The organism is Frigoribacterium sp. CFBP 13707 (assembly GCF_014842245.1).
Lineage (GTDB): Bacteria > Actinomycetota > Actinomycetes > Actinomycetales > Microbacteriaceae > Frigoribacterium > Frigoribacterium endophyticum.
The window spans coordinates 103,071-125,550 of record NZ_JACYVL010000002.1 but is presented as its reverse complement, the minus strand read 5'-3'; the positions used below and the strand labels follow the sequence as shown (position 1 = coordinate 125,550).

Sequence of the window (22,480 nt, the reverse complement as noted above, 5' to 3'; positions counted from 1 at the left end):
GTCGTGGTGACCGGCCGCCCCGGCGCGCGGCGGTGGGACGGGCTACTGACCCGAGCTCATCTGGCTGGCCGCGTCCTCGAGGGCCGACTCGACGTCGTCCTCGCTGACCGACTCGCCCTGGGCTGCAGACGCGAGGAGGTCCTTGATCGCCGTGCCGACGAGGGTCTCCATCTGTCCTTCAGAGGGGTAGAGGGGCATCGGCTGGGCGTGGTCGGCGAGCGTGACCTGCTTCAGCTTGATGGCCTCCGACTGGAACGCCGGGTCGTCGTACGCCGCCGTGACGACGGGCAGTGCGCCGAACGACTCGTTGAGGTACTTCTGCTCGTCGTCGCTCGTCAGGTGCTTCACGAAGTCGATCGCGGCGTCCTTGTTGCCGCTGTTCTCGAAGACGCTGATGTTGATGCCGGCGACGTGGCTCTGCGTGCCCTCGAGGCCGGTGGCGTCGGCGGACTCCATCGGCACCGGAGCGGCCGCGTAGTCGGTGAAGTCACGGCTCTTGAGGTTGTCGGTCGGGGCCTGGTCGAAGAACATCGCGGCCTGGCCGTCGGCGAAGGTCGCCGCCATGTCGGAGCCGTTGACGCTCTCCGCGTCGGAGGGCGAGACGACCTTGTCGACGGCCATCAGGTCGACCCACTCCTTGACGCCGGCGACGACGCCGTCGTTGCCGAAGTCGGGCTCGCCGTCCTCGTTGTACAGCTCGCCGCCGTTCTGCAGGCCGCGGACGAACGCCTGGTGGGCGTTGTTCGAGATGCTCGAGCCCGCCATCGTGACGCCCCACTGGTCGATCTGCCCGTCGCCGTCGGTGTCGATCGTCAGCTTCTTGGCGTCCTCCACGAACTCGTCCCAGGTGGCGGGCGGCTCGGTGATGCCGGCGGCCTCGAACATGGCCGTGTTGTAGTACAGCGAGTACGCGAGGCCGTAGAGCGGCACGGAGGTCGGGGCCTGGCCCTCGGCACCGCCGGTCGCGAAGCTGGACTGCACGAAGCGGTCCTGGCCGCCGATGGCCTCGAGGGCGTCACCCTCCCAGGGCACGAACGCGCCGCTGGACTGCAGCGACACCGCCCAGGTGTTGCCGATGTTGAGCACGTCGGGGCCCTCGCCGCTCGAGACGGCGGTGAGGATGCGGTTGTAGAGGTCGGACCACGGGATGACCTCGAGGTCGACCTTCACCCCGGTCTCCTCCGTGTACCGGTCGATCGACTCCTGAAGCACCTCGGCGTCGCGCTCGACGGTCGGTGCCTGGTTGCTGGCCCAGTACGTGATGGTCTCGTCGCCGCCGTCGCTGCCGCCGTCGGCGGAGCAGGCGGTCATCGACCCGGCTGCCACGACGCCGACGGCGAGGGCGGCGACCCAGCGGAACTTCTTCGTGTTCATGTCTTCTCCTGGTGTCTCTTCTTCGAGAGGTCTCTTCATCGAGTGGGGGAAGTGCTGTGTTCGGGGTGGTGCGGTGGTGCTGTGCTGCGGGTGGTGCTGTCTCGGTGGTGGGCTGGTGAGGGGTGGGGGCGGGTGCCCCCGCGACGGGCCGGCCTCGTCGTCGACGCCGGCCCGTCGACGACTAGCTGAGGGTGGCGACCGACGGGTCCCAGTCCTCGGGCAGCTCGGGCGTCGGCTCGAGCGACGACGCCACGACGACGCTCTCGTCGCGCTCCGCCGACTCGGCGAGCGAGACCATGACGTCGAGCACGTGGAACGCGAGCTCGCCGGGCACCCGCTCGCGACGGCCGCCGCGGATGGCCTGGGCGAGCTCGGCGACGCCGGTGCCCCGGGTGAAGGTCGACCCCGACGCCGGCACGACGGTCGGCTCGTCGCCGCCCGTGTGCACCAGCGTGTCGCCGTCGAACATGTTCGGGTCGGGGAACACCGCGGTGCCCTCCGTCCCGGCGATCTCGACGAAGCCGGCGCGGGCGAGCTTCGAGTCGAAGCTGAAGACGGCCTGCGCGCTGGCGCCGCTCTCGAACTGGAGCAGGGCGCTGACGTGCGTCGGCACCTCCACCGGGAACTCCGTTCCGGCCTTCGGGCCCGAGCCGATGACGCGGGTCTCGCGGGCCTTCGACGACGTCGCGGTGACCTTCGCCACGGGGCCGAAGACCTGCACGAGGGTCGTGAGGTAGTACGGGCCGACGTCGAACATCGGGCCGGCGCCGTGCGCGAAGAGGAACTCCGGGCTCGGGTGCCACGACTCGGGGCCGGGCACCTGGAAGAGCGCGAGTCCGGTCAGCGGGGCGCCGATGTCGCCCTGGCGCACGACGCGGAGCGCCGTCTGCAGGCCCGCGCCGAGGAAGGTGTCGGGGGCGACGGCCACCCGGACCCCCGCCTCCTGGGCGGCCGCGAGCAGTCGCTGCCCGCTCTCGCGGTCGAGCGCGTAGGGCTTCTCGCCCCAGACGTGCTTGCCGGCGGCGACCGCGGCGAGGGCGACCTCGACGTGGGCGGCCGGGATGGTCAGGTTGACGACGATCTCGACGTCGTCGTGGGCGAGCAGCTCGGCGACCGAGCCGCTGCCGGGCACGCCCCACTTCTCGGCCTGGGCCGCGGCGCGCTCCTCGTCGATGTCGGCGATGAACAGCACCCGGAGGTCGGGGAACTGCGTGAGGTTGCCGAGGTACTGGTCGCTGATCACGCCGGCGCCGACGACGCCGACGCCGACCGGCCCCGTGCGCGGGGCTCCGGACGAGGAGGCGGTGGCCCGGTCGGCCGTGGTGGTGTCGGTCATGCGCGGACTCCCTGGAGGTACTCGAAGCTGTCGGTGAGGGCGGTGAAGACGTCGCCCGCGTGGTCGTCGAGCTCGACGACGGCGAGGGCCTGCGGCGCCGCGCGCAGGATGTCGCGGACGGGCATGCTGCCGCGGCCGACGGCGACCTGCTCGGAGTCGTCCTTCGTCAGGGGGCCGTCCTTCACGTGGAGGAACTGGACCTGGTCGCCCAGGCGGGCGAGGAGCTCGGCCGCGCCGACGCCGCCGACCTCGACCCAGTAGGTGTCGATCTCGAGCACGACGGTCGGGGGCAGGGCCGCGGCGAGGACCTCGAGGGCGGGGGTGCCGTCGATGGTGTTCTCCAGCTCGAAGGCGTGGTTGTGGTAGCCGACCGTGAGCCCGTGCTCGGCGGCCTGCTCGGCGATGCGCCCCAGGTCGGCGGCGACCGACTCGACGTCCTCGCGGGTGATCCACCGGGTCTCGTCGACGTGCGGGTCGATGACCGTGCCGACGCCGAGGCGGACGGCCGCGGCGAAGATCGGCTCGAGGTCCTGGCCGACGAGCTTGGCGTGGGCGCTCGGCGCGGTCAGCCCGGCCGCCGGCAGCGCCTCGGCGTACTCGTCGACGCGCTCGACGAAGCCCCAGGGCTCGACCTGCGTGAAGCCGATGTCGGCGAGGCGGCGGAGGGTGCCGGGCAGGTCGGCCGCGATGGCGTCCCGCACCGTGTAGAGCTGGACCGAGATCGGTGATGTCACCTGGGAGACTCCTCTTCGAGTAGGTGGATGCGGGTGGTCCACCCCCCGACGGGGGTCGATCACCGCTGATCGAGACCGACGATAGGACCACTTCTGTCGGAGCGCAAGCAAAAGTCGACGAATCATCGCCACCCTTGTCTCGAACGTCGTCGGGGCCTGTGCTTTACTGCCTTCATGTCCGACACGACGCGGCCGTCCGCCCTCGGCAGCACGGGAGCCAGCGAGCTCTTCCAGCTGCTGCGCGACGGCAGGCCTCGCACCCGGGCCGAGCTCGCGGCCATGACCGGTCTCGCCCGGTCGACGGTCGGGCTCCGGCTCGACGCGCTGAGCGCCCTCGGTCTCGTCGGCCCCTTCGCCGACGCCGTCTCGACCGGCGGTCGCCCGCCGTCGCGCGTCGCGATGATCCCGTCGGCCCGCGTCGTGCTGGGCGCCGACTTCGGCGCCGGGCACCTCACGACGGCCCTCACCGACCTGATGGGCGAGGTGCTGCTCAGCCGCCACGTCGAGCTCGCCATCGCCGACGGGCCGGAGGCCGTGCTGACGACGATGGTCGCCGAGGCGGACGCCCTGCTCGCCGACCTCGGCCGGAGCCGCGACGACCTGATCGGCGTCGGCATCGGCCTGCCCGGCCCCGTGCAGTTCAGCACCGGCCGCCCGGTCAACCCGCCGATCATGCCCGGCTGGGACGGGTTCGACGTGCCCGGCTGGGTGCGGCGCCACCTCGACGTGCCCGTGCTCGTCGACAACGACGTCAACATCATGGCCCTCGGCGAGCGGAGCCACGCCTTCGCCGGCACCGACCACTTCCTCTTCGTCAAGGTCGCCACGGGCATCGGCTCGGGCATCATCTCGAGCGGGCGCCTGCAGCGGGGCGCCCAGGGCATCGCCGGCGACATCGGCCACGTGCAGATCCCCCGCGGCGCGGGCATCCCCTGCCACTGCGGCAACGTCGGCTGCCTGGAGGCCGTCGCCTCCGGCCCCGCCATCGCCGCCTCGCTGCGCCGCACCGGCCGCGACGTGCCGGGCGGCAAGGAGGTCATCGACCTCGTGCGCGCCGGCGACCTCGACGCGATCATGGCCGTCCGCCAGGCCGGGCGCGACCTCGGCGAGGTGCTGACGGCGTGCGTCAACCTCATCAACCCGTCGGTGATCGCCATCGGCGGCTCGATGGCCCAGGCCGGCGAGCACCTCATCGCCGGGGTCCGCGAGGTCGTCTACTCGCGCTCGATGCCCCTCGCCACCGAGCACCTCAGCATCGTGCAGTCGCGGGCCGGCGACCGCGCCGCGATCATCGGGGCGAGCATGCTCGCCATCCACCACGCGCTCTCCCCCGCCGCCATCGACGAGCTGGCCGCCGCCGTCTAGGCCGGTGGCCCCGCCGGCGTCGCACGACGTCGAGACACGAGGAGGCGCGGTGTCGCGCCCGCCGCCTCTCCGGTGAGAGCATGGAGGCATGTCGATCGTCCAGCCCATGCTCTCCCTGTGGGACGACGAACCGACCCCGCCCGCGCCTCCGGCACGGCCCGCCCACGAGCAGCGCGTGCTCGCCGACTCGAGCGACCGGATCGCGTGGCTCCGGGCCCGGAGCCGGGGCATCACCGCGACCGACGTCGCGCGGCTCTCGAGCCCCCGGGCCGTGCAGGCCGTGGTGCTCGACAAGCTCTACGGCAACGGCTTCGGCGGCAACGCCTACACCGACCACGGCCGGGCCCGGGAGCCCGAGATCGCGCGCTGGGTGCTCGCGGAGCACCGCATCGCCCCGAGCTCGAAGCTCTTCCACGCCGCCGACCGGCCGCGCCACCTCGCCACCCCCGACGGCGTGGCCGTCCGGGCCGACGGCGCGGTGGAGCTCTGCGAGATCAAGACGACGAAGAAGGCGTGGACGAGCATCCCCCGCTCGTACCTCCGCCAGGTGTTCTGGCAGCAGTACGTGCTCGGGGCGGAGCGCACGCTCGTCGTCTGGGAGCAGCACGTCGACTTCGTGCCGCTCGACGCCGTGCCGATGTGCCGGTGGGTCGACCGTGACGACGACGAGATCCACCGCCTCGTGGGCCTCGCCGACACCGTGCTCGACACCCTGGCGCGCCAGGCGCCCGTCGACCCGTTCGCCCCGGGCGTGCGGGCCTACGAGCCGCCGCCCTACGACCCGCTGCGCTGATCCGCTCGCGCTGACCCGCTGCCCTCCCCCTCGACCGCGGCGAGGTTTTCCGCCCCCGTGACGCGGCCGAAACACGACCGACCCATCCGCCCTGTCTGATGGGTCGTGCAGGGAGCCTGCTCGTCACCGAGCGCTCCGCGACGACAGGGAGGGTGCGATGACGCACACGACGATGCGGGCCATGGTCATCGAGCGGACGGGCGGGCCTGAGCAGCTCGTCGCGGCGGAGGTGCCCGTGCCGACGCGGGTCGGCTCGGAGGTGCTGGTGCGGGTGCTCGCCGCCGGGGTCAACCGGGTGGACGCGGAGGCGCGGGCCGGCCTGGGCGACAGCGCCGGCGTCCCGGTGTTCCCGGCCGTGCTCGGGCACGACTTCAGCGGCGTCGTCGTCGAGGTGCCGTACGCGGCGCACGCGCTCCACGTGGGCGACGCCGTCTACGGCATGGCGCCCTTCCCCCGCGCCGGCGGCAGCTACGCCGAGTACGTCAGCGTGCCGTCGTCGTCCGTCGCGCGGAAGCCCGCGACGCTCTCGCACGTCGAGGCCGCGGGCGTGCCGCTGGCCGCCCTCACCGCCTGGGGCATGGTGGTCGACGTCGCCAAGGCCCACGAGGGCCAGCGCATCCTCGTGCACGCGGGGGCCGGGGGCGTGGGCCACTTCGCCGTCCAGATCGCCGCCTACTTCGGGGCGCACGTCGTCGCGACCGGCTCGCAGCGGAACGCGGGCTGGCTCCGCGAGCTCGGGGCCGCCGAGGTCGTCGACTACGACGCCGTCGACCTCGAGCGGACGGTGCGCGACGTCGACGTCGTGGTCACCCTCGTGGACGACGTCGCGGTGGCCGAGGCCAGCCTGCGCGTGCTGCGGCCCGGCGGCGTCGTCGTGCACGCCCCCACCGCCTCCTTCGCCGGGGCCTCCGTCGCGGCCGAGGCCGCCGGCGTCCGGACCACCGGCTTCGCCGTGAGCCCCGACGCCGCGACCCTCTCGGTCATCGCCCGGCTGCTCGACTCGGGCGACCTGCGCGTCTACGTCGACGACGTCTACGACCTCGACGAGGCGGCCGACGCCCACACCCGGCTGGAGCGCTGCCACACGCGCGGCAAGCTCGTCCTCCGCGTCGCCGACGAGTGACGTCTCGTCAGGCGGGGCCGATGCGCGGGAGCCTAGAGGCGACGCTCAAGCACGAAGTCGGCCTGCGGGTCGTCGCCGAGGGCGAAGGTGCGGGTGCCGACGCGCTCCAGGCCGTGCTTGGCGTAGAAGCGCAGCGCACGGTCGTTCTGCTGGTTGACGCCGAGCCACACCGAGGAGGCGCCCGTCGCGCCGGCCGCGTCGAGGGTCGCAGCCATCAGGGTCGACGCCGCGCCCGTCCCGTGCCCCTGGGGCATGACGTAGAACTTGCTCAGCTCCACCGTCGGCCGGGACGACACGGCCGCGGCGACGTCGGCGTCGGGGGGGTCGCCCGCCACGAGCATGCTGTAGCCCAGGGCGCCCGTCGTGGCCGGGTCCACGGCCAGCAGCACCGTTCGGGAGTCGTCCGCGAGGTACCGCGAGAAGGCGTCCTCCGACAGGGTCGTCGTCACGACGCGCGCGATATCCGTCAACGACGAGCCGGGCGGGCAGGCCAGGGGGAAGGTCACCGCCGCCACCTCGGCGAGAAGGGCGGAGTCGGCGGGCATGGCGGGGCGGACGATGACGGTCATCTGCCCATGGTGCCGCACCCGCGCCTCCTGCCCTGACCAGGCATGCCCCAGAACATGTCGACGGGCACGACGAAGGCCGCCCCACTCGAGAGTGGGACGGCCTTCGGTCGACGCTGCGCTCTGGGTCGGTGAGACCTAGAAGACGTTGATGTCGAGGGGGATGCCGGGACCGAAGGTCGTCGACAGCGTGCCCTTGGTGATGTAGCGGCCCTTGGAGGAGGACGGCTTGAGACGGACGACCTCTTCGAGGGCGGCGTCGAGGTTGGTGTTCAGCTGCTCTTCCGAGAAGCCGGCCTTGCCGATGACGAAGTGCACGTTGCTGTGCTTGTCGACACGGAACTCGATCTTTCCGCCCTTGATGTCGTTGACGGCCTGCGCGACGTTCGGGGTCACGGTGCCGGTCTTCGGGTTGGGCATGAGGCCGCGGGGGCCGAGCACCTTTCCGAGACGGCCGACCTTGCCCATGAGCTCGGGCGTCGAGACGGCCGAGTCGAACGACGTGTAGCCGCCGGCAACCTTCTCGATGAGCTCGTCGCCGCCGACCTCGTCGGCACCGGCCGCGATGGCGGCCTCAGCGGCGGCACCCGTCGCGAAGACGATGACGCGGGCGGTCTTGCCCGTGCCGTGCGGGAGGATGACGGTGCCGCGCACCATCTGGTCCGCCTTGCGGGGGTCGACGCCGAGCTTGAGCGCGACCTCGACGGTCGAGTCGAACTTCTTCGAGCCGGTCTCGCGGGCGACCGCGACGGCCTCGCTGGTGCTGTAGAACTTGCCTGCCTCGATCTTCTCGGCAGCGGCGCGGTACGCCTTGGACTTCTGAGCCATGTTGGACCTCTTCGTACTGGGGACGTGGTAGCGAGCCTGGCCGGCTCTCCCACTGGTGTCTGGGTCGTGCAGGCGGGTCGCCTGCACGGAGGGGTGCTGCTTAGGCGTCGACCGTGATGCCCATGGAGCGGGCGGTGCCGGCGATGATCTTCGCCGCGGCGTCGATGTCGTTGGCGTTCAGGTCGGCCTGCTTCGTCGTGGCGATCTCGCGGACCTGCTCCATGGTCAGCGTGCCGACCTTGGCGGTGTGCGGGGTCGAGGAGCCCTTGGCGACGCCGGCAGCCTTCTTGATGAGCTCGGCGGCGGGCGGGGTCTTCAGGACGAACGTGAACGAGCGGTCTTCGTAGACCGTGATCTCGACCGGCACGACGTTGCCGCGCTGCGACTCGGTCGCGGCGTTGTAGGCCTTGCAGAACTCCATGATGTTCACGCCGTGCTGACCCAGGGCCGGGCCGATGGGCGGGGCGGGGTTCGCGGCGCCGGCGTTGATCTGAAGCTTGATCAGACCCGTGACCTTCTTTTTCGGTGCCATTGTTCTTTTCCTTCTTCTGGGGTTCGAGCCGACGGCGGCTGCCGCTGGCTCTCCCGGTGGCCCGTGGGGACGGACTCCGGTGAGGTGTCAAGACTGGGGGGGGGAGGTGCGGACGAGGCCGGCACTCGACACAGCGTACTGGACGAGGGCGTGGATCACACCCCCGACGGGCGACGTGGTGCTAGAGCTTGGTGACCTGGTCGAAGCTGAGCTCGACCGGGGTCTCGCGCTCGAAGAGCGAGACGAGCACGGTGAGCTTGCCGCTCTCGGGCTTGATCTCGTTGATCGTGCCGGGGAGGCCCGCGAACGAGCCCTCCTTGATCGTGATCGTCTCGCCGATCTCGAAGTCGACCTCGGCGGGGATGACGCGCTGGGTCTGCTTGCCCTTGGCGCCGCCCTTCGCGGTCGGGGCCGCCTCCTGCACCTGGACGAGGCTCTTCAGCATGTTGAAGGCCTCCTCGAAGCGGAGGGGCGTCGGGTTGTGGGCGTTGCCCACGAAGCCGGTGACGCCGGGGGTGTGGCGGACGACCGACCAGGAGTCCTCGTTGAGGTCCATACGGACGAGCACGTAGCCGGGGATCCGCACGCGGGTGACCAGCTTGCGCTGCCCGTTCTTGATCTCGACGACGTCCTCCATCGGGACCTCGACCTGGTAGATGTAGTCCTCCATGGTCATGGAGACCATGCGGTTCTCGATGTTCTGCTTCACGCGGCGCTCGAAGCCCGCGTAGCTGTGGATGACGTACCACTTGCCGGGCTTGCCGCGCAGGTCGTAGCGGAACGCCTCGTACGGGTCGACCTCGGCCTCGTCGTCGACCTCCTCCGACTCGACGTCGACGGCGACGTCGTCGAAGGCGGCCTCGGCGTCGGCGTCCTGGACGGACTGCTCGGCCTCGGCGATGACGGCGTCCGCGCCGCTGGCGTCGCCCTCGGCGGCCAGCTCCTCCGCCTCGCTGTCGGCCTCGTCGTCGGTCGCCTCGACGGCGGCCTCCGCCTCGGCGGCGTCGTCGATGTCGAGCGCGTCGTCGACGACGGCGTCGGCCTCGGGGTCGGACGCCTCGGCCAGGGTGTCGAGCAGCTCGTCGAGGTCGCCCGAGTCGTCGGTGCCCTCGTCGCCCTCGTCGACGATCGAGATCGCGCTCTCCTCCGCCGAGCCCGCGTCGCCGTCGGTGTCGACGTCGAGGACGTCGCCCTCCTGGGTCTCGCCGACCTCCGAGGACTGCTCGGCGGCGGGGGCCAGGTCGATGTCGTCGCGCTCGTTCTCAGGCAAGGGTTCTTCTTCCGTTCGTGGGGTGTCGGGCTGGCGACCGCCGCGGCGGTCGCGCGGCGCGGTCGAGGGGACCGCGCGGTGTCGTGTCAGCTGCCGGTCGGGCCGTTGCCGAAGACGTACCCGACGGCGAGGCCGAAGAGGGAGTCCAGGCCGGTGACCAGGGCCATCATGATGACGACGAAGACGAGCACGACGCCCGTGTAGCTCAGGAGTTCTCTGCGGGTCGGGGTGACGACCTTCTTCAGCTCACCGATCACCTGACGGATGAACAGCGCGATGCGCGCGAAGGGGCTGCGCCGGACGGCGACGTCGTTCTTCGCCTTCTCGACGACGTCCTCACTGGGGACGTCGAGGTCTTTTCTCGCCACTGTCTGGGTACCTTCCGAGCTCGGCCCGCGGGGCCTGGTGTCCGATGGACGGACAGTCGTCCGGGGACCGGACGGTCGTCCGGTGTCCCGGGCCGCCGCTATGACTAGTGTCGGTCGCGACGACCCGGCCGGGCTGCAGGGCGGACAGGACTCGAACCTGCAACCTGCGGTTTTGGAGACCGCTGCTCTACCAATTGAGCCACCGCCCTTCGGGCTGACGATCAGGGCCCGGCGACACCGTGAGGCGCGCAGGAACTCCGCGCTCGTCGGCGCCTCGGCAAGTGTAGGCGAACCCCGACCGCGGTGCAAAGCCGACGGGCGGAGGCCCTGCCGCCTCCGGGGCCGCCGCAGCTAGGCTGACCCCCGTGACCACGCCAGCGCGCCGCCTCTCGTCCCGCATCGCCTCCATCGCCCCGTCCGCGACGCTCGCGGTCGACGCCAAGGCCAAGGCCCTGCTGGCCGAGGGCCGGCCGATCATCAGCTACGGCCCGGGCGAGCCCAACTTCCCGACCCCCGACCACATCGTCGAGGCGGCGGTCGCGGCCGCCCGTGACCCGCGCAACCACCGCTACACCGCCGGGGCCGGCCTCCCCGAGCTGCGTGAGGCGATCGTCGAGAAGACCCTCCGCGACAGCGGCACGGCGGTCACGGCGAGCCAGGTCGTCGTCACCAACGGCGGCAAGCAGGCCGTCTACCAGGCCTTCGCCGCGCTCCTCGACGAGGGCGACGAGGTCCTCCTCCCCTCGCCGTACTGGACGACGTACCCCGAGGCCGTGAAGCTCGCGGGCGGCGTCACCGTCGAGGTCTTCGCCGGCGCCGACCAGCAGTACAAGGTCACGGTCGACCAGCTCGAGGCCGCGCGGACGAGCCGGACGAAGGTCCTGCTGTTCTGCTCCCCCTCCAACCCCACCGGGTCGGTGTACACGCCCGACGAGGTGGCCGCCATCGGCCGCTGGGCCGTCGAGGCCGGCGTCTGGGTCATCAGCGACGAGATCTACCAGGACCTCACCTACGACGGCGTCGAGGCCGTCTCGATCACCGCCGCCGTGCCCGAGGTCGCCGACCAGACGATCCTCGTCAACGGCGTCGCGAAGACCTACGCCATGACCGGCTGGCGGGTGGGCTGGATGGTCGGGCCCGCCGACGTGATCGCCGGGGCGTCGAACCTCCAGTCGCACCTGACCTCCAACGTCTCCAACGTCTCCCAGCGCGCTGCCCTCGCGGCCCTGACGGGCCCGCAGGACGACGTCGAGGCCATGCGCCTCGCCTTCGACGCCCGCCGGGCCGTGATCGTCCGCGAGCTGAACGCCGTCGACGGGATCGTCACCCCGACGCCGCAGGGCGCCTTCTACGTCTACCCCGACGTGCGGGGCCTCCTCGGCCGCGAGTGGGCCGGCAGCACCCCGACGACGTCGCTCGAGCTCGCCGACCTCATCCTCGAGCACGCCGACGTGGCCACGGTGCCCGGCGAGGCCTTCGGCCCGAGCGGCTACCTCCGCCTGTCGTACGCCCTCGGCGACGACCAGCTCCTCGAGGGCGTCCAGCGCCTCCAGCGCCTGTTCTCCTAGGTCGGCCGGGGCCGGGGCCCACCGGGTCGGCCTGCTCCGGGCAGGTCTCGGCCGGGCCGACCTAGAGCGAGAGGCCGAGCAGCACGGGCTCGGGGTGCAGCACGACCCCGAACTCGGCCGAGACGCGCTGCTGCACGAAGCGCGCCAGCTCGGCGACGTCCGCCGCGGTGGCGCTCCCCCGGTTCGTCAGGGCGAGCGTGTGCTTCGACGAGATCGCCGCGCCGGAGCCCGGCAGCCGGAACCCCCGGCCGATCCCGGCCTGCTCGATCAGCCAGGCGGCGCTGAGCTTCACCAGGCCCGACGACGGAGGGGGCGGCGGTGCGGGCGCGTCGCCCAGGGGGACGACCTGCGCCTCCGGCTCCGGGTCGACGGGCCAGCGCGGCGCCGCCGACGGCAGCGCCGCGGCGACCTGACGCGGAACGATCGGGTTCGTGAAGAACGACCCGCACGAGGTCGCGTCGGCGTCGGCGGGGTCGAGCACCATGCCCTTGGAGGCGCGGAGGGCCAGCACGCTCGCCCGCACGTCGGCGACCGGCACCCGGTCGCCCAGCCCCACGCCGAGCGCGGTCGCCAGCTGCGGGTACGAGACCTGGGCGCTGGTGCCGCCGTCGTCGACGAGGGCGAACTCGACCGCGGTCACGACGCCGCGTCGGCCGCGCTTGAACACGCTCGTGCGGTAGCCGAGCCCCAGGTTCGCGGCCGGGACGCGGACGAACTCGCCCGTCTCGGCGTCGAGGAAGTCGACCGAGACGAGCGTCTGGGCGACCTCCTGGCCGTAGGCCCCGATGTTCTGGATCGGCGAGGCGCCCGTCGAGCCCGGGATGCCGCTGAGGGCCTCGAAGCCCGACCAGCCCTGGTCGACGGTGTGGGCGACGAGGTCCTCCCACGGCTCGCCCGCCGCGACGCGGAGGCGCACGCGGCCGTCGACGTCGTCGAGGCGCTCGACTCCTCGGGTGGCGACCCGGAGCACGGTGCCGTCGAAGCCCTCGTCGGCGGCCAGGGTGTTCGAGCCGCCGCCGAGCACGAACCAGTCGTCGCCGTCGGCCGTGACCTCCCGGGCGAGCTCGACCAGCTCGTCGGTCGTGGCGGCCTCGACGAGCCGGGTCGGCTCGCCGCCGACGCGCATCGTGGTCAGGTCGGCGAGGGCGGTCACGCCAGCGTCACCACGACCTGGGCCTTGCCGAGCACGGTCTGGCCCGCGGACGACACCCGGAGGTCGATGCGCGCGGTGCCGGCCTCGGCGTCCAGCGCGCCGACCGTGGCCGTGACGGTGATCTCCGCCCCGTCGGCGGGGTCGACGACGACGGGTCGCGTGAAGCGCACCTGGTAGTCGCTGACCCAGCCCAGCACGCCGGCGTCGTCGCCCGCGCCGTCGAGCCACTCGACGACGGGCTGGACGGCGGTGCCCATCGTCAGCATGCCGTGGGCGAGCACGCCCGGCAGCCCGACCGACTCCGCGACGTCGTCGCGGTAGTGGATGGGGTTGAAGTCGCCGGAGGCGCCGGCGTAGCGGACGAGGGAGTCGCGCGAGACCGCGTAGGACTTCTCGGCGACGACGAGGCCGACCTCGAGGGCGCTCACGCGTCGTCCCCGCGCACGACGAGGGTGGAGACGGCGGTCACGACGTGCGCGCCCGTCTGGTCGACCATCTCGGAGGAGGCCGTGACCATCGCGTTGCCGCCGAGGGTCTTCACGCCGGTCACCGTGAGGGTGGCCGTGAGCTCGTCGCCGGCGACGACCGGACGCGAGTAGCTGAAGCGCTGCTCGCCGTGCACCACGCGGGAGAAGTCGATGCCGGCGCCCGGCTCGGCCAGCAGCTGCGCGAGCGTGGCCTCCTGCACGACGACGGGGAAGGTCGGCGGGGCCACGAGGTCGGCGTGCCCGGCGGCGCGGGCCGCCTCGACGTCGAGCGAGAGCGGGCTCGTGGACGCGGTGGCACGCGCGAACTCGCGCACCTTCTCGCGGCCGACGAGGTACGGCGGAGCGGACGGGAAGACCCGCCCTCGGAGCTCGGGGTTCACTGGCACCCGTCGAGTCTAGCCAGGGGCGACGTCGGGGACGGGCGGAGGCCCTTCGTCCAGGGAGGGCGGAGGCCTTTCGTCCCAGGAGGGCGCAGGTCTTTTGTCGGAGGGGCGGCGTACGTTCTCCCCATGAGCGACGCCAACATCGATCCCGACATCACGCCCGTCGATCCCGCGGCCCCCGAGGCCGACGAGAACGCTGCCCCCGGCCCCGCCGAGGGCTCCGACCAGTCGCAGGGCACCCCGCCCGCCGGCGCCACCCTGGGCGGCGAGCGCCCCGACTCCTCCAACACCGCCTCGAAGGACCCTGAGCAGTGGGTGACCGGCGACGAGCCGATCACCGGCCCGCAGGCGAGCTACCTCGACACGCTGGCCCGCGAGGCCGGCGAGGAGCTCCCTGCCGACATGACCAAGGCCGAGGCCAGCGAGAACATCGATCGCCTGCAGCAGAAGACCGGTCGCGGGGCCTGATCCCCACCGGGTGACCCCGGGCCCGTGGGGCCAGGGGTCACCTCGTTCCGCCATCGGGGCCCCCGGCCCCGCCCGTCGGGCCGACCGGCCCGACCTCTGCCAGGCTGGGTCCGATGTCGACAGTCTCCGCGCTGGTGCGCAGCACCCACCCCGGCCCCACGGCGACCGTCGCGCTCCTCAGCCTCGTGCTCGGCCTGGCCGTCTCGCTCGAGGCGGCTCCCCTCGTCGTGGTCACCGTCGCCGTGCTCGCGGGCCAGGTCTCGATCGGGCTCTCGAACGACCTCGTCGACCTCGACCGTGACCGCAGCGTCGGCCGGGCCGACAAGCCCGTCGCCCTGGGCCAGGTCTCCCCCGGCGTGGTCGGCGCGGCCGCGGTCGCGTCACTCGTCGTCGGCGTCGCCGCCCCGTTCCTCCTCTCGGTGCCCGCTGGCCTCGCCCACCTCGTGCTCGTCGCCTCCGGCTGGGCCTACAACCTCGGGCTGAAGCGCACCGCCGCCTCCGTCGTCCCGTTCGTGGTGAGCTTCGGGCTGCTGCCCGCGGTGGTGACCCTCGCGCTCACGCCTCCCGCGCCTCCCGCGGCCTGGGCCCTCGGGGTCGGGGCCGTCTTCGGCGTCGCCATCCACTTCACCAACGTGCTGCCCGACCTCGGCGACGACGCGGCCACCGGGGTGGCGGGCCTGCCGCACCGCCTCGGCCGCCTGCCCGCCGGGGTGGTCGCCTTCGCCGCCCTCGCGGTCGCGGCCTGCCTCACCCTCGCGGGCCAGCTCGGCAGCGGGGCCACGGCCGCCGGCCCCGTCGTGGCCGTGCTCGGCTTCGTCGTCGTGCTCGGCATCGCCGCCGCGGGCACGGTCGTCGTCGTGCGGGGCGGCGACACGCGCCTGCTCTTCCGGCTGATCATCGTGGCCGCCCTCGTGCTCGTCGGGCAGCTCGCCCTGAGCGGCGCGGCGATCGTCGCCTGAGCCGCGCCGCAGCTCCGGCCCCCGACCCGGCACGGCCACGGCCCCGGCCCCGGCCCGGCCTCGGCGCCGGACGGGCGCCTGTGACCGATCAGGCGAAGCGCATCGCGTAGGTGTCGGCGAGGAGGCGCGAGGCCGGCGACCGGAGGGCGACCGTCAGGCCCGCGCGACGCACGGCCAGGGCGGCGGGGCCCGCCGGTCGGCCGAGCGACATGTTGAGCTCGGCCTGGCGGGCGGCCCGGAGGGCGGCGCGTCGCCGGGACGCCTCGACGGCGCCGAACGCGCCCGGGTCGTGTCGACGACCGCCCGCGGTCCGGAGCGCCCGCGAGAGCACGGGGGCCCAGGCCACGGCGTCGAGCCAGCCGAGGTTCATGCCCTGCCCGCCGATGGGGCTGATCTCGTGGGCGGCGTCGCCGATCAGCAGGACGCGCCCGACCGCGGTGCGCGCGGCCAGCCGCCGCTGCACCGAGAACGCGCTCAGCATGGTCGACGAGGCGGCGTCGACGCGGAGGCCCGTGCGGCGCCGGACGAGGCCGGCGACCTCGTCGACGTCGGGGCCGGCGGGCCCGCCCTCGGGCAGCGACACCACGAAGCGGCGCACGCCGCCCGGCAACGGGAACGACTCGACCACGCCGTCGCCCTCGACGTTCACGACGGCGTCGGCACCGTCACCGGTCTCGTCGGCGAAGTCGCCCATCACGAAGCGGTCGCGGTAGCGGCGGACGGGCGCGTCGACGTGCAGCAGGTCACGGACGCCGCTCCGCGAGCCGTCCGCGGCGACGACGAAGCGCGCGGCGAGCTCGACCGGCCCCGACGGGCCCTCGCCGGTCAGCACGACCCGTTCGCCCTCCTCGACGAGGCCGGTGAGGCTCACGCCCCGGCGCAGCGCCCCGGGGGCCAGCGCCTCGAGACGGGCGCGCAGCACGGCCTCGGTGCGGTGCTGGGGCACGGCGGCGACGAAGGGCCAGCGCGCTCCCGGCCGGCGGTCGAAGTCGACGGTGCCGAGCGTTCGGCCGGCGCTCCGGGCGACGCCGCGGCGGATGCGCACGGCCGACTCCACGAGCTCCTCGGCGGCGCCGACGGCGGCCAGGGCGTCGAGCGACGGCGGGTGGACGCCGATCGCGCGCGAGAGCTGCGGCTCGTCGGTGCGGCGCTCCCAGACGGCGACGTCGAGGCCGAGGTGCGCGAAGAGGGCCGCGGCGTGCACCCCGACGGGCCCGCCGCCGACGACCACGACGTCGTGCGTGATCACGAGGCGATCTCCGCGGCCGCCCGACCCGCGACTCCCCCCGGCTCCGAGGAGGCGCGGAGCGGCTCCCAGGTCAGCCAGACCCGCATCGGCGGCCGGGCCAGCACGCGCCAGCGCGGCGGCGCCACGGCGCGGAGCTCGTCGACGCGCCAGCTGCGGCGGATCGAGCGGAGGCCGTCGACCCGGACGAACGACGACCCCGCCAGCGGCAGGGTCCCGACCGCGTAGGCGGCGTAGGCCGCCCGCGAGCGTCGGATGTCGCTGTGCAGGGCGAGCCGCCGGGCCAGCCGCTCGCTGTCGGAGAGGACGGCCGTGCGGGCGGCGTCGTCGAGGTGGTGCAGGACGTGGTTCGACACGACGACGTCGAAGGTCTCGCCCGCCGCCACCAGGTCGGCGCTCGAGGCCCGTCGGTAGTCGACCCCGCGTCGGGGCCGGGCCGACGCGAAGTCGTGGGCCCGCTCGTCGGGGTCGACCGCCGTGACGTGCAGCGCGAGCCCGTCACGCTCGGCCCACCGCGCCAGCGCCCTCGCGAGGTCGCCGCCGCCCGAGCCGAGGTCGAGGAGGGTGGTCGGGGCGTCGGACGAGGCCACGAGGGGCCGGAGGCGCTCCGTCCAGGCCCGCCGCCAGCCGGCCACGAGCCCGTTGACGAGAGGGAAGACCGCGTAGGTGCGCCGAAGGGCCTCGGGGTCGCAGTCGGGGTCGTCCATCAGCTCGGCGAGGTGCTCCGCCCGCCCGCGCAGGTCGGGCAGGAGCGACGTCACGCCGCGACCCGACGCGTGAGCAGGCTCGTCTCGACGGTGAGGCCGGGGCCGAACGCCATGGCGCAGACGCGTTCCCGGGCAGGCGCGACGTCCGCAGCGCCGGTCGGAGCGGCAGCGCCCCCGGCGAGGCCCACGTCGACGGCAGCGGCGACGGGCACGGCGTCGGGCACCAGGTGCTCGCGCAGGATGAACAGCACCGTCGCGCTCGACATGTTGCCCCGCGTGCGCAGCACCTCGCGCGAGGGCGCCATCTGCGGGTCGCTGAGGCCGAGCCGCTGCTGCACGCGGTCGAGGATGCTCCGCCCGCCCGGGTGCACGGCCCAGCGCGTCACGTCGCCGACGCCGACTCCCTCCGCGGCGAGCAACGGCACGAGGGCGTCGTCGATGTTCTCCTCCACGATGTGCGGCACGTAGCTGCTGAGGACCATGTCGAAGCCCTGGTCGCCGATGCTCCAGGCCATGTCGTCCTCCCCCACCGGCGTCAGCACCGTCTCGAGCACGTCGAGGTCGAGCACCGTCTCGCCGGCCGGAGCCGGGCGCGCCGTCACGACCGCCGCCGCCGCGCCGTCGGCGAAGACGGAGGAGGCGATGATCGCGTCGGGGTCGTCGCTGCTGCGGAGGTGGAGGGTGCAGAGCTCGGCGCAGACGACGAGGACGACGGCGTCCGGGTCGGCGAGGCACGTGTCGCGGGCCGACCGCAGGGCCGGGAACGCTCCGTAGCAGCCCATGAAGCCGATGTGCAGCCGCCGCGTCGTCGCCGGCAGGCCGAGGCGGCGCACCAGCAGGTAGTCGGGCCCGGGCGCGAAGAAGCCGGTGCACGAGACGGTCACGACGTGGGTGACGTCGGCCGCGGTGATCCCCGCGGCGCTGGCCAGCGCCTCCTCGGCGGCCCGGGCGAAGAGGTCGGGGCTCTCGGCCACGTACACGTCGTTGCGCGTCCCCGTCGTCGGGCGGAGGATGCGGCCCTCGGCCCGGTCGTAGAACGTGGGAGTCGCGGCCTCGTCGTCGGTACCGCCGTCGGCCGAGAGCGGGGCCGCGTCGGGCGCCCCGCCCGCGCCGGTGGGCTCGGCGCCGAGCTCGGCGATGACGGTGTGCCGGGTGTCGATGGCGGCACCGTCGAAGACGGCCCCGATGAGCCGCGGAGCGAGCCTGCCGAGGCCGGGCTGCGACCGGAAGACGTCGCGGATGTGGGGCTGGTCGATGACGGTCGGGGGCAGGGCTGTTCCGATGCTTCGGATGCTCACGGGCATGCGTCATGGTATGCCCGGGGCCCCGAGCGTCGGCCCGGGCGGGCGCAGGGCTTGCCGTCGGAGGCGCGACTGTGCAGAGGGCGGACGGAGCTCGCGGCACCTGCCGACACGAGGAGACGGTGTCGAGGTGACGCCGCCGAGGTGGGGCGGCGGAGGATGACCTCTCGAGAAGAACTGCGGTAGCGAGGGCGGGACTCGAACCCGCGACACCACGATTATGAGCCGTGTGCTCTAACCAACTGAGCTACCCCGCCGCAAGCTGTCGCCACGGTGGGCGTGACCAGCTGGAGCCCCGAGTCAGGTTTGAACTGACGACCCCTTCCTTACCATGGAAGTGCTCTACCACTGAGCTATCGGGGCGTGAGACCGGGCCGCAGACGAGCTGCTGCCGATCGGCACCTGACGACTTTAGCAGAACACGGGAGCTCTCGTGCACACCGTGACGACGCCGTCCGGGTGTCGGCGGTCGAGGCCAGGATCGGGTCATGCACAGCCTCGAGGTCCTGCTCGATCCCGCCGCCGACGACGCCGTGCGCGCCGAGTGGGCCCTGCTCTCCGCGGCGGGACTGCCGTCGCTCGGCGAGCACACGGGCGAGACCAATGCCCCCCACGTGACGCTGCTCGCCCGGCCCGCCCTCGACGACGAGGCCGACGCCGCGCTCCGCGAGCTGGCGGCCGCGACCCTCCCGTTGCCCGTCGAGCTGGGCGCTCCCCTTGTCTTCGGCACCGGGCGGCGGGGGCTCGTCCTGGTGCGGTCCGTCGTGCCGACCGACCGCCTCCTCGGGCTGCACCGCGCCGTCCACGACCTGGTGGGGCGCGGCCGGGGCAGCGACGAGACCGTCGAGCACACCCGGCCCGACGCGTGGACGCCGCACGTCGCCCTGGCCCGACGCCTCACCCCGGCCGGGGTGGCGACCGCGCTGGAGGCGCTGGCCGACGCTGCGTCGGCACGCGAGACGGCCACCGTCGAGGAGGCGCGGGTCGGCGGCGACCCCGCCCGCGACTCCTCGACGACCTTGCTGGCCGCGATGCGCCGCTGGGACAGCGACCGCAGGGCCGTGGTCGCGCTGGGCCCCGCCCGCTAGTCGAGCGGGGTGGAGACGAGCTCGAGGCTCGCGAGGTCGTCGGCCGTGAGCTCGACGTCGGCGGACTCGAGCAGGCCCTCCAGCTGGATCACCGTGCGGGCGCTGGCGAGCGCGCCGATGACGTTCTGGCGGCTGGCGAGCCACGCGATGGCCACGGCTCCGGGCTGGACGCCCTGGCGCTCGGCGATCTCGACGAGCACCTCGACGGTGCCCTGGTTCTGCGGGGTGACGTAGCTCATCGCCCGGCCGCCCCGGGGCGAGTCGCCGCGGCCCGCGTCGCCGCGGTACTTGCCGGTGAGGAACCCGCTCGCGAGCGACGAGTGCGGCAGGACGGCCAGGCCGAAGTGGTCGACGATCGGGGCGACGTCCGACTCGTAGTCGCCGCGGCGGACGAGGTTGTAGGCGGCCTGGACGGCGGCGAACGGGTGGAGCCCGTCGCGGTCGGCGATGGCGAGCGCCTGGCGCAGCCGGGCGCCGGTGTAGTTCGAGGCGGCGGGCCAGCGGATCTTGCCCTCGTCGACGAGCTCGCTGAGCGCCCCGACGGTCTCCTCCAGGGGGGTCTCGTCGTCGTCGAAGTGCGTCGCGTAGAGGTCGATGTGGTCCGTGCGCAGCCGGAGGAGCGACGCCTCGACGGCCCGGCGGATGCTCGCCCGGCCGAGCCCGGGAGCGTCGGGGTGCTGGCCGCACTTGGTGCTGATGACGACCTTCTCGCGGTTGCCGGGGCGCGCCAGCCAGCGGCCGATGATGGCCTCCGACTCGCCGCCGGAGTTGCCGGGCAGCCAGGCCGAGTAGACGTCGGCCGTGTCGATCACGCGCCCGCCGTCGCCCGCGAAGACGTCGAGCACCTCGAGCGCGGTGGGGGCCCCGACCGTCCAGCCGAACACGTTGGTGCCGAGGGCGAGGGGGAAGCCGTCGCCGTCGGGGAACACGGCGTCGGCGACGGGGGTGGTCGAGGCGTCCAGGAGCGCTCCGTTCGGGGTCGTGAGGTGTGGTCAACGGTACTGGATGGGGGCCTCCGAGCCTGCCGTATCGTGGGCGCATGTCCTCTACCGAGACCACGGGCGACACGCTCGACTCCCCCTCCGAGACCGACGTCCAGGCACCCGCCGATCCCGAGACGGAAGGCCTCGCCACGTCCGCCGACGACCTCGAGTGGTGGCGCACCGCCGTCATCTACCAGGTCTACCCGCGCTCCTTCGCCGACGGCGACGGCGACGGCGTCGGCGACCTGCCCGGCATCACGGCCCGGCTCGACGCGCTCGTCGAGCTCGGCGTCGACGCTGTCTGGCTGTCGCCCTTCTTCACGTCGCCCCAGGCCGACGCCGGCTACGACGTCGCCGACTACACCGACGTCGACCCGCTCTTCGGCACGCTGGCCGACTTCGACGCCCTCCGTGCCCGCGCGACCGAGCTCGGCCTGCGCCTCATCGTCGACCTCGTGCCCAACCACTCGTCGTCGGCCCACGTCTGGTTCCGAGAAGCGCTGGCGGCGGCGCCCGGGTCGCCCGAGCGTGCCCGCTACATGTTCCGCGAGGGCCGCGGGGCCGCGGGCGAGCTGCCGCCGAACAACTGGGAGTCGATCTTCGGCGGCCCGGCGTGGAGCCGGGTCACCGAGGCCGACGGCAGCCCCGGCCAGTGGTACCTCCACCTCTTCGACTCGTCGCAGCCGGACCTCGACTGGACGAACCCGTGGGTGCGCTCCGCCTTCCTCGACGTGCTCCGCTTCTGGCTCGACCGCGGCGTCGACGGGTTCCGGGTCGACGTCGCCCACGGCCTGGTCAAGGCCGAGGGCCTGCCCGACTACACCCCGCCCGCCGACGCGGGCAGCATGGGCGGCGGCCTCGGCGAGGACCGCACCCCGCCCTACTGGGGTCAGGACGGCGTGCACGAGATCTGGCGCGAGTGGCGTCGCGTGCTCGACGAGTACGAGGGCGACCGCGTGCTCGTCGCCGAGGCCTGGGTCGAGCCGCTCTCGAAGCTGGCGAACTGGGTGCGCCCCGACGAGATGCACCAGGCCTTCAACTTCGCGTACCTCGAGACGGGCTGGTCGGCCGCCGAGATCCGCCGCGTGGTGGACGCGTCGATCGAGGTCTTCGCGAGCGTCGGAGCCCCGAGCACCTGGGTGCTGAGCAACCACGACGTCGTGCGCCACGCGAGCCGGCTCGCCCTCACCGCCGAGAACCCGCAGGGTCACGGCATCGGCCCGCGCAGCCCCGGCCTGCCGATCCCCGAGCTCGGCCTGGCGCGGGCCCGGGCCGCGACGGCCGTCATGCTCGCCCTCCCCGGGAGCGCTTACCTCTACCAGGGCGAGGAGCTGGGGCTGCCGGAGGCGGTGGACCTGCCCGACGAGGCGCGTCAGGACCCGACGTGGTTCCGCACGGACGGTGAGCGCTACGGCCGCGACGGCTGCCGTGTTCCGCTGCCCTGGGAGTCGGGGTCGCCCGCCTTCGGGTTCAGCGAGACCGGCGCCTCCTGGCTGCCGCAGCCCGACGACTGGAGCACCTACGCGCGCGACGAGCAGCGCGGGGTGCCCGGGTCGACCCTCGAGCTCTACCGTTCGGCCCTGGCCCTCCGCTCGGAGCACGAGCTCGGCGCGGGGCGTCTCGAGTGGCTGAGCGGCTGGTCGGACGACGTGGTGGCCTTCCGCAGCGGCGACGTCGTGGTGCTCGCGAACACCGGCGAGGTGCCGGTCGAGCTGCCCGTCGCCGACGTGCTGCTCTCGACGATGGCGCTCGACGGCCCGGCGCTGCCCGCCAACGCCGCTGTCTGGCTGCGGGCGGAGGGCGTCACCGACTGACGCCGCCCGCCGACGACGAAGCCCCCCGGCCGG

The 22,480-nt window shown here is 73.5% G+C and carries 23 protein-coding genes and 3 tRNA genes; 8 read left to right on the top strand and 18 right to left on the bottom strand.

The features are described 5' to 3' along the window. Positions 1-42 precede the first annotated feature (42 nt). The 3 genes from IFT45_RS04390 to IFT45_RS04380 form a co-directional block, all read right to left on the bottom strand. Positions 43-1,374, bottom strand: coding sequence for an extracellular solute-binding protein (locus IFT45_RS04390; RefSeq protein WP_192126901.1), 1,332 nt, complete (start codon positions 1,372-1,374; stop codon positions 43-45). Positions 1,375-1,555: 181 nt separating this feature from the next. After that, positions 1,556-2,710, bottom strand: a complete 1,155-nt coding sequence (locus IFT45_RS04385; protein WP_056053041.1) for a Gfo/Idh/MocA family protein — start codon at positions 2,708-2,710, stop codon at positions 1,556-1,558. Next, positions 2,707-3,444 (bottom strand): sugar phosphate isomerase/epimerase, encoded by a 738-nt coding sequence (locus tag IFT45_RS04380; RefSeq protein WP_255465284.1) that lies wholly within the window; start codon positions 3,442-3,444, stop codon positions 2,707-2,709. Before IFT45_RS04380 ends, IFT45_RS04385 begins: the two co-directional genes overlap by 4 nt. A gap of 174 nt (positions 3,445-3,618) precedes the next feature. Between IFT45_RS04380 and IFT45_RS04375 the strand changes: the two genes are divergently transcribed. The 3 genes from IFT45_RS04375 (at position 3,619) to IFT45_RS04365 (ending at position 6,725) form a co-directional block, all read left to right on the top strand. Continuing rightward, on the top strand, positions 3,619-4,809 hold the full coding sequence (locus IFT45_RS04375; RefSeq protein ID WP_185231784.1) for an ROK family transcriptional regulator: 1,191 nt from the start codon (positions 3,619-3,621) through the stop codon (positions 4,807-4,809). A gap of 88 nt (positions 4,810-4,897) precedes the next feature. After that, the gene (locus tag IFT45_RS04370; protein ID WP_235491144.1) at positions 4,898-5,602 is read left to right on the top strand and encodes a YqaJ viral recombinase family protein; all 705 of its coding nucleotides are present in this window, start codon (positions 4,898-4,900) and stop codon (positions 5,600-5,602) included. Between the two features lie 157 nt (positions 5,603-5,759). Next, positions 5,760-6,725: an NADP-dependent oxidoreductase gene (locus IFT45_RS04365; protein ID WP_056053033.1), complete on the top strand. Its 966-nt coding sequence runs from the start codon at positions 5,760-5,762 to the stop codon at positions 6,723-6,725. A gap of 32 nt (positions 6,726-6,757) precedes the next feature. On the opposite strand, the gene IFT45_RS04360 is transcribed toward IFT45_RS04365, so the two are convergent. The 6 genes from IFT45_RS04360 to IFT45_RS04335 all read right to left on the bottom strand — a co-directional run bounded on the left by IFT45_RS04360 (position 6,758) and on the right by IFT45_RS04335 (position 10,498). After that, positions 6,758-7,294, bottom strand: a complete 537-nt coding sequence (locus tag IFT45_RS04360; protein WP_192126892.1) for an N-acetyltransferase — start codon at positions 7,292-7,294, stop codon at positions 6,758-6,760. 135 nt (positions 7,295-7,429) lie between these two features. Beyond that, positions 7,430-8,119, bottom strand: coding sequence for a 50S ribosomal protein L1 (gene rplA, locus IFT45_RS04355; protein WP_043592944.1), 690 nt, complete (start codon positions 8,117-8,119; stop codon positions 7,430-7,432). A gap of 100 nt (positions 8,120-8,219) precedes the next feature. Next, positions 8,220-8,651: a 50S ribosomal protein L11 gene (gene rplK / locus IFT45_RS04350; RefSeq protein ID WP_056053026.1), complete on the bottom strand. Its 432-nt coding sequence runs from the start codon at positions 8,649-8,651 to the stop codon at positions 8,220-8,222. 181 nt (positions 8,652-8,832) lie between these two features. After that, positions 8,833-9,921, bottom strand: coding sequence for a transcription termination/antitermination protein NusG (gene nusG / locus IFT45_RS04345; RefSeq protein ID WP_056053024.1), 1,089 nt, complete (start codon positions 9,919-9,921; stop codon positions 8,833-8,835). A gap of 86 nt (positions 9,922-10,007) precedes the next feature. Further along, complete coding sequence (secE, locus tag IFT45_RS04340) at positions 10,008-10,289, bottom strand: preprotein translocase subunit SecE (RefSeq protein ID WP_056053021.1); 282 nt, start codon at positions 10,287-10,289, stop codon at positions 10,008-10,010. Positions 10,290-10,425: 136 nt separating this feature from the next. Continuing rightward, positions 10,426-10,498, bottom strand: a tRNA-Trp gene (locus tag IFT45_RS04335). A 156-nt stretch (positions 10,499-10,654) separates the two neighbouring features. Between IFT45_RS04335 and IFT45_RS04330 the strand changes: the two genes are divergently transcribed. After that, complete coding sequence (locus IFT45_RS04330; protein ID WP_185231782.1) at positions 10,655-11,857, top strand: pyridoxal phosphate-dependent aminotransferase; 1,203 nt, start codon at positions 10,655-10,657, stop codon at positions 11,855-11,857. 61 nt (positions 11,858-11,918) lie between these two features. On the opposite strand, the gene IFT45_RS04325 is transcribed toward IFT45_RS04330, so the two are convergent. From IFT45_RS04325 to IFT45_RS04315, 3 genes are read right to left on the bottom strand one after another with little or no spacing between them, the layout of a single operon-like run. Next, on the bottom strand, positions 11,919-13,010 hold the full coding sequence (locus IFT45_RS04325) for a UDP-N-acetylmuramate dehydrogenase (protein WP_371810873.1): 1,092 nt from the start codon (positions 13,008-13,010) through the stop codon (positions 11,919-11,921). Further along, on the bottom strand, positions 13,007-13,438 hold the full coding sequence (locus IFT45_RS04320) for a MaoC/PaaZ C-terminal domain-containing protein (protein ID WP_056053015.1): 432 nt from the start codon (positions 13,436-13,438) through the stop codon (positions 13,007-13,009). The genes IFT45_RS04325 and IFT45_RS04320 overlap by 4 nt, the downstream gene beginning before the upstream one ends. Continuing rightward, the gene (locus IFT45_RS04315) at positions 13,435-13,884 is read right to left on the bottom strand and encodes a MaoC family dehydratase N-terminal domain-containing protein (RefSeq protein WP_056053010.1); all 450 of its coding nucleotides are present in this window, start codon (positions 13,882-13,884) and stop codon (positions 13,435-13,437) included. The genes IFT45_RS04320 and IFT45_RS04315 overlap by 4 nt, the downstream gene beginning before the upstream one ends. A 255-nt stretch (positions 13,885-14,139) precedes the next feature. Here IFT45_RS04315 and IFT45_RS16980 point away from each other — a divergent pair, with 255 nt between their 5' ends. Both IFT45_RS16980 and IFT45_RS04305 read left to right on the top strand, forming a co-directional pair. Then, positions 14,140-14,349, top strand: a complete 210-nt coding sequence (locus tag IFT45_RS16980; RefSeq protein WP_056055668.1) for a DUF3072 domain-containing protein — start codon at positions 14,140-14,142, stop codon at positions 14,347-14,349. 113 nt (positions 14,350-14,462) lie between these two features. Beyond that, complete coding sequence (locus IFT45_RS04305) at positions 14,463-15,308, top strand: UbiA family prenyltransferase (protein ID WP_192126889.1); 846 nt, start codon at positions 14,463-14,465, stop codon at positions 15,306-15,308. A gap of 88 nt (positions 15,309-15,396) precedes the next feature. Here the strand turns inward: IFT45_RS04305 and IFT45_RS04300 are convergent, their stop codons facing one another. The 5 genes from IFT45_RS04300 to IFT45_RS04280 form a co-directional block, all read right to left on the bottom strand. Beyond that, the gene (locus tag IFT45_RS04300; protein WP_185231774.1) at positions 15,397-16,557 is read right to left on the bottom strand and encodes an NAD(P)/FAD-dependent oxidoreductase; all 1,161 of its coding nucleotides are present in this window, start codon (positions 16,555-16,557) and stop codon (positions 15,397-15,399) included. Continuing rightward, entirely contained in the window at positions 16,554-17,315 is a 762-nt protein-coding gene (locus IFT45_RS04295; protein WP_371810872.1) for a methyltransferase domain-containing protein, read from the bottom strand. The genes IFT45_RS04300 and IFT45_RS04295 overlap by 4 nt, the downstream gene beginning before the upstream one ends. Further along, entirely contained in the window at positions 17,312-18,565 is a 1,254-nt protein-coding gene (locus IFT45_RS04290; RefSeq protein ID WP_192126888.1) for a type III polyketide synthase, read from the bottom strand. Before IFT45_RS04290 ends, IFT45_RS04295 begins: the two co-directional genes overlap by 4 nt. A gap of 180 nt (positions 18,566-18,745) precedes the next feature. Further along, positions 18,746-18,819, bottom strand: a tRNA-Met gene (locus IFT45_RS04285). Between the two features lie 31 nt (positions 18,820-18,850). Continuing rightward, a tRNA-Thr gene (locus IFT45_RS04280) sits at positions 18,851-18,925 on the bottom strand. A gap of 125 nt (positions 18,926-19,050) precedes the next feature. On the opposite strand from IFT45_RS04280, the gene IFT45_RS04275 reads away from it, so the two are divergent. Then, complete coding sequence (locus IFT45_RS04275) at positions 19,051-19,650, top strand: 2'-5' RNA ligase family protein (protein WP_192045374.1); 600 nt, start codon at positions 19,051-19,053, stop codon at positions 19,648-19,650. Here IFT45_RS04275 and IFT45_RS04270 read toward each other — a convergent pair. Next, entirely contained in the window at positions 19,647-20,579 is a 933-nt protein-coding gene (locus tag IFT45_RS04270) for an aldo/keto reductase (RefSeq protein ID WP_167258476.1), read from the bottom strand. The two genes, IFT45_RS04275 and IFT45_RS04270, sit on opposite strands and share 4 nt — an antisense overlap. 110 nt (positions 20,580-20,689) lie before the next feature. Between IFT45_RS04270 and IFT45_RS04265 the strand changes: the two genes are divergently transcribed. Then, positions 20,690-22,447, top strand: coding sequence for an alpha-amylase family glycosyl hydrolase (locus IFT45_RS04265; RefSeq protein ID WP_192126886.1), 1,758 nt, complete (start codon positions 20,690-20,692; stop codon positions 22,445-22,447). Positions 22,448-22,480 lie beyond the last annotated feature (33 nt).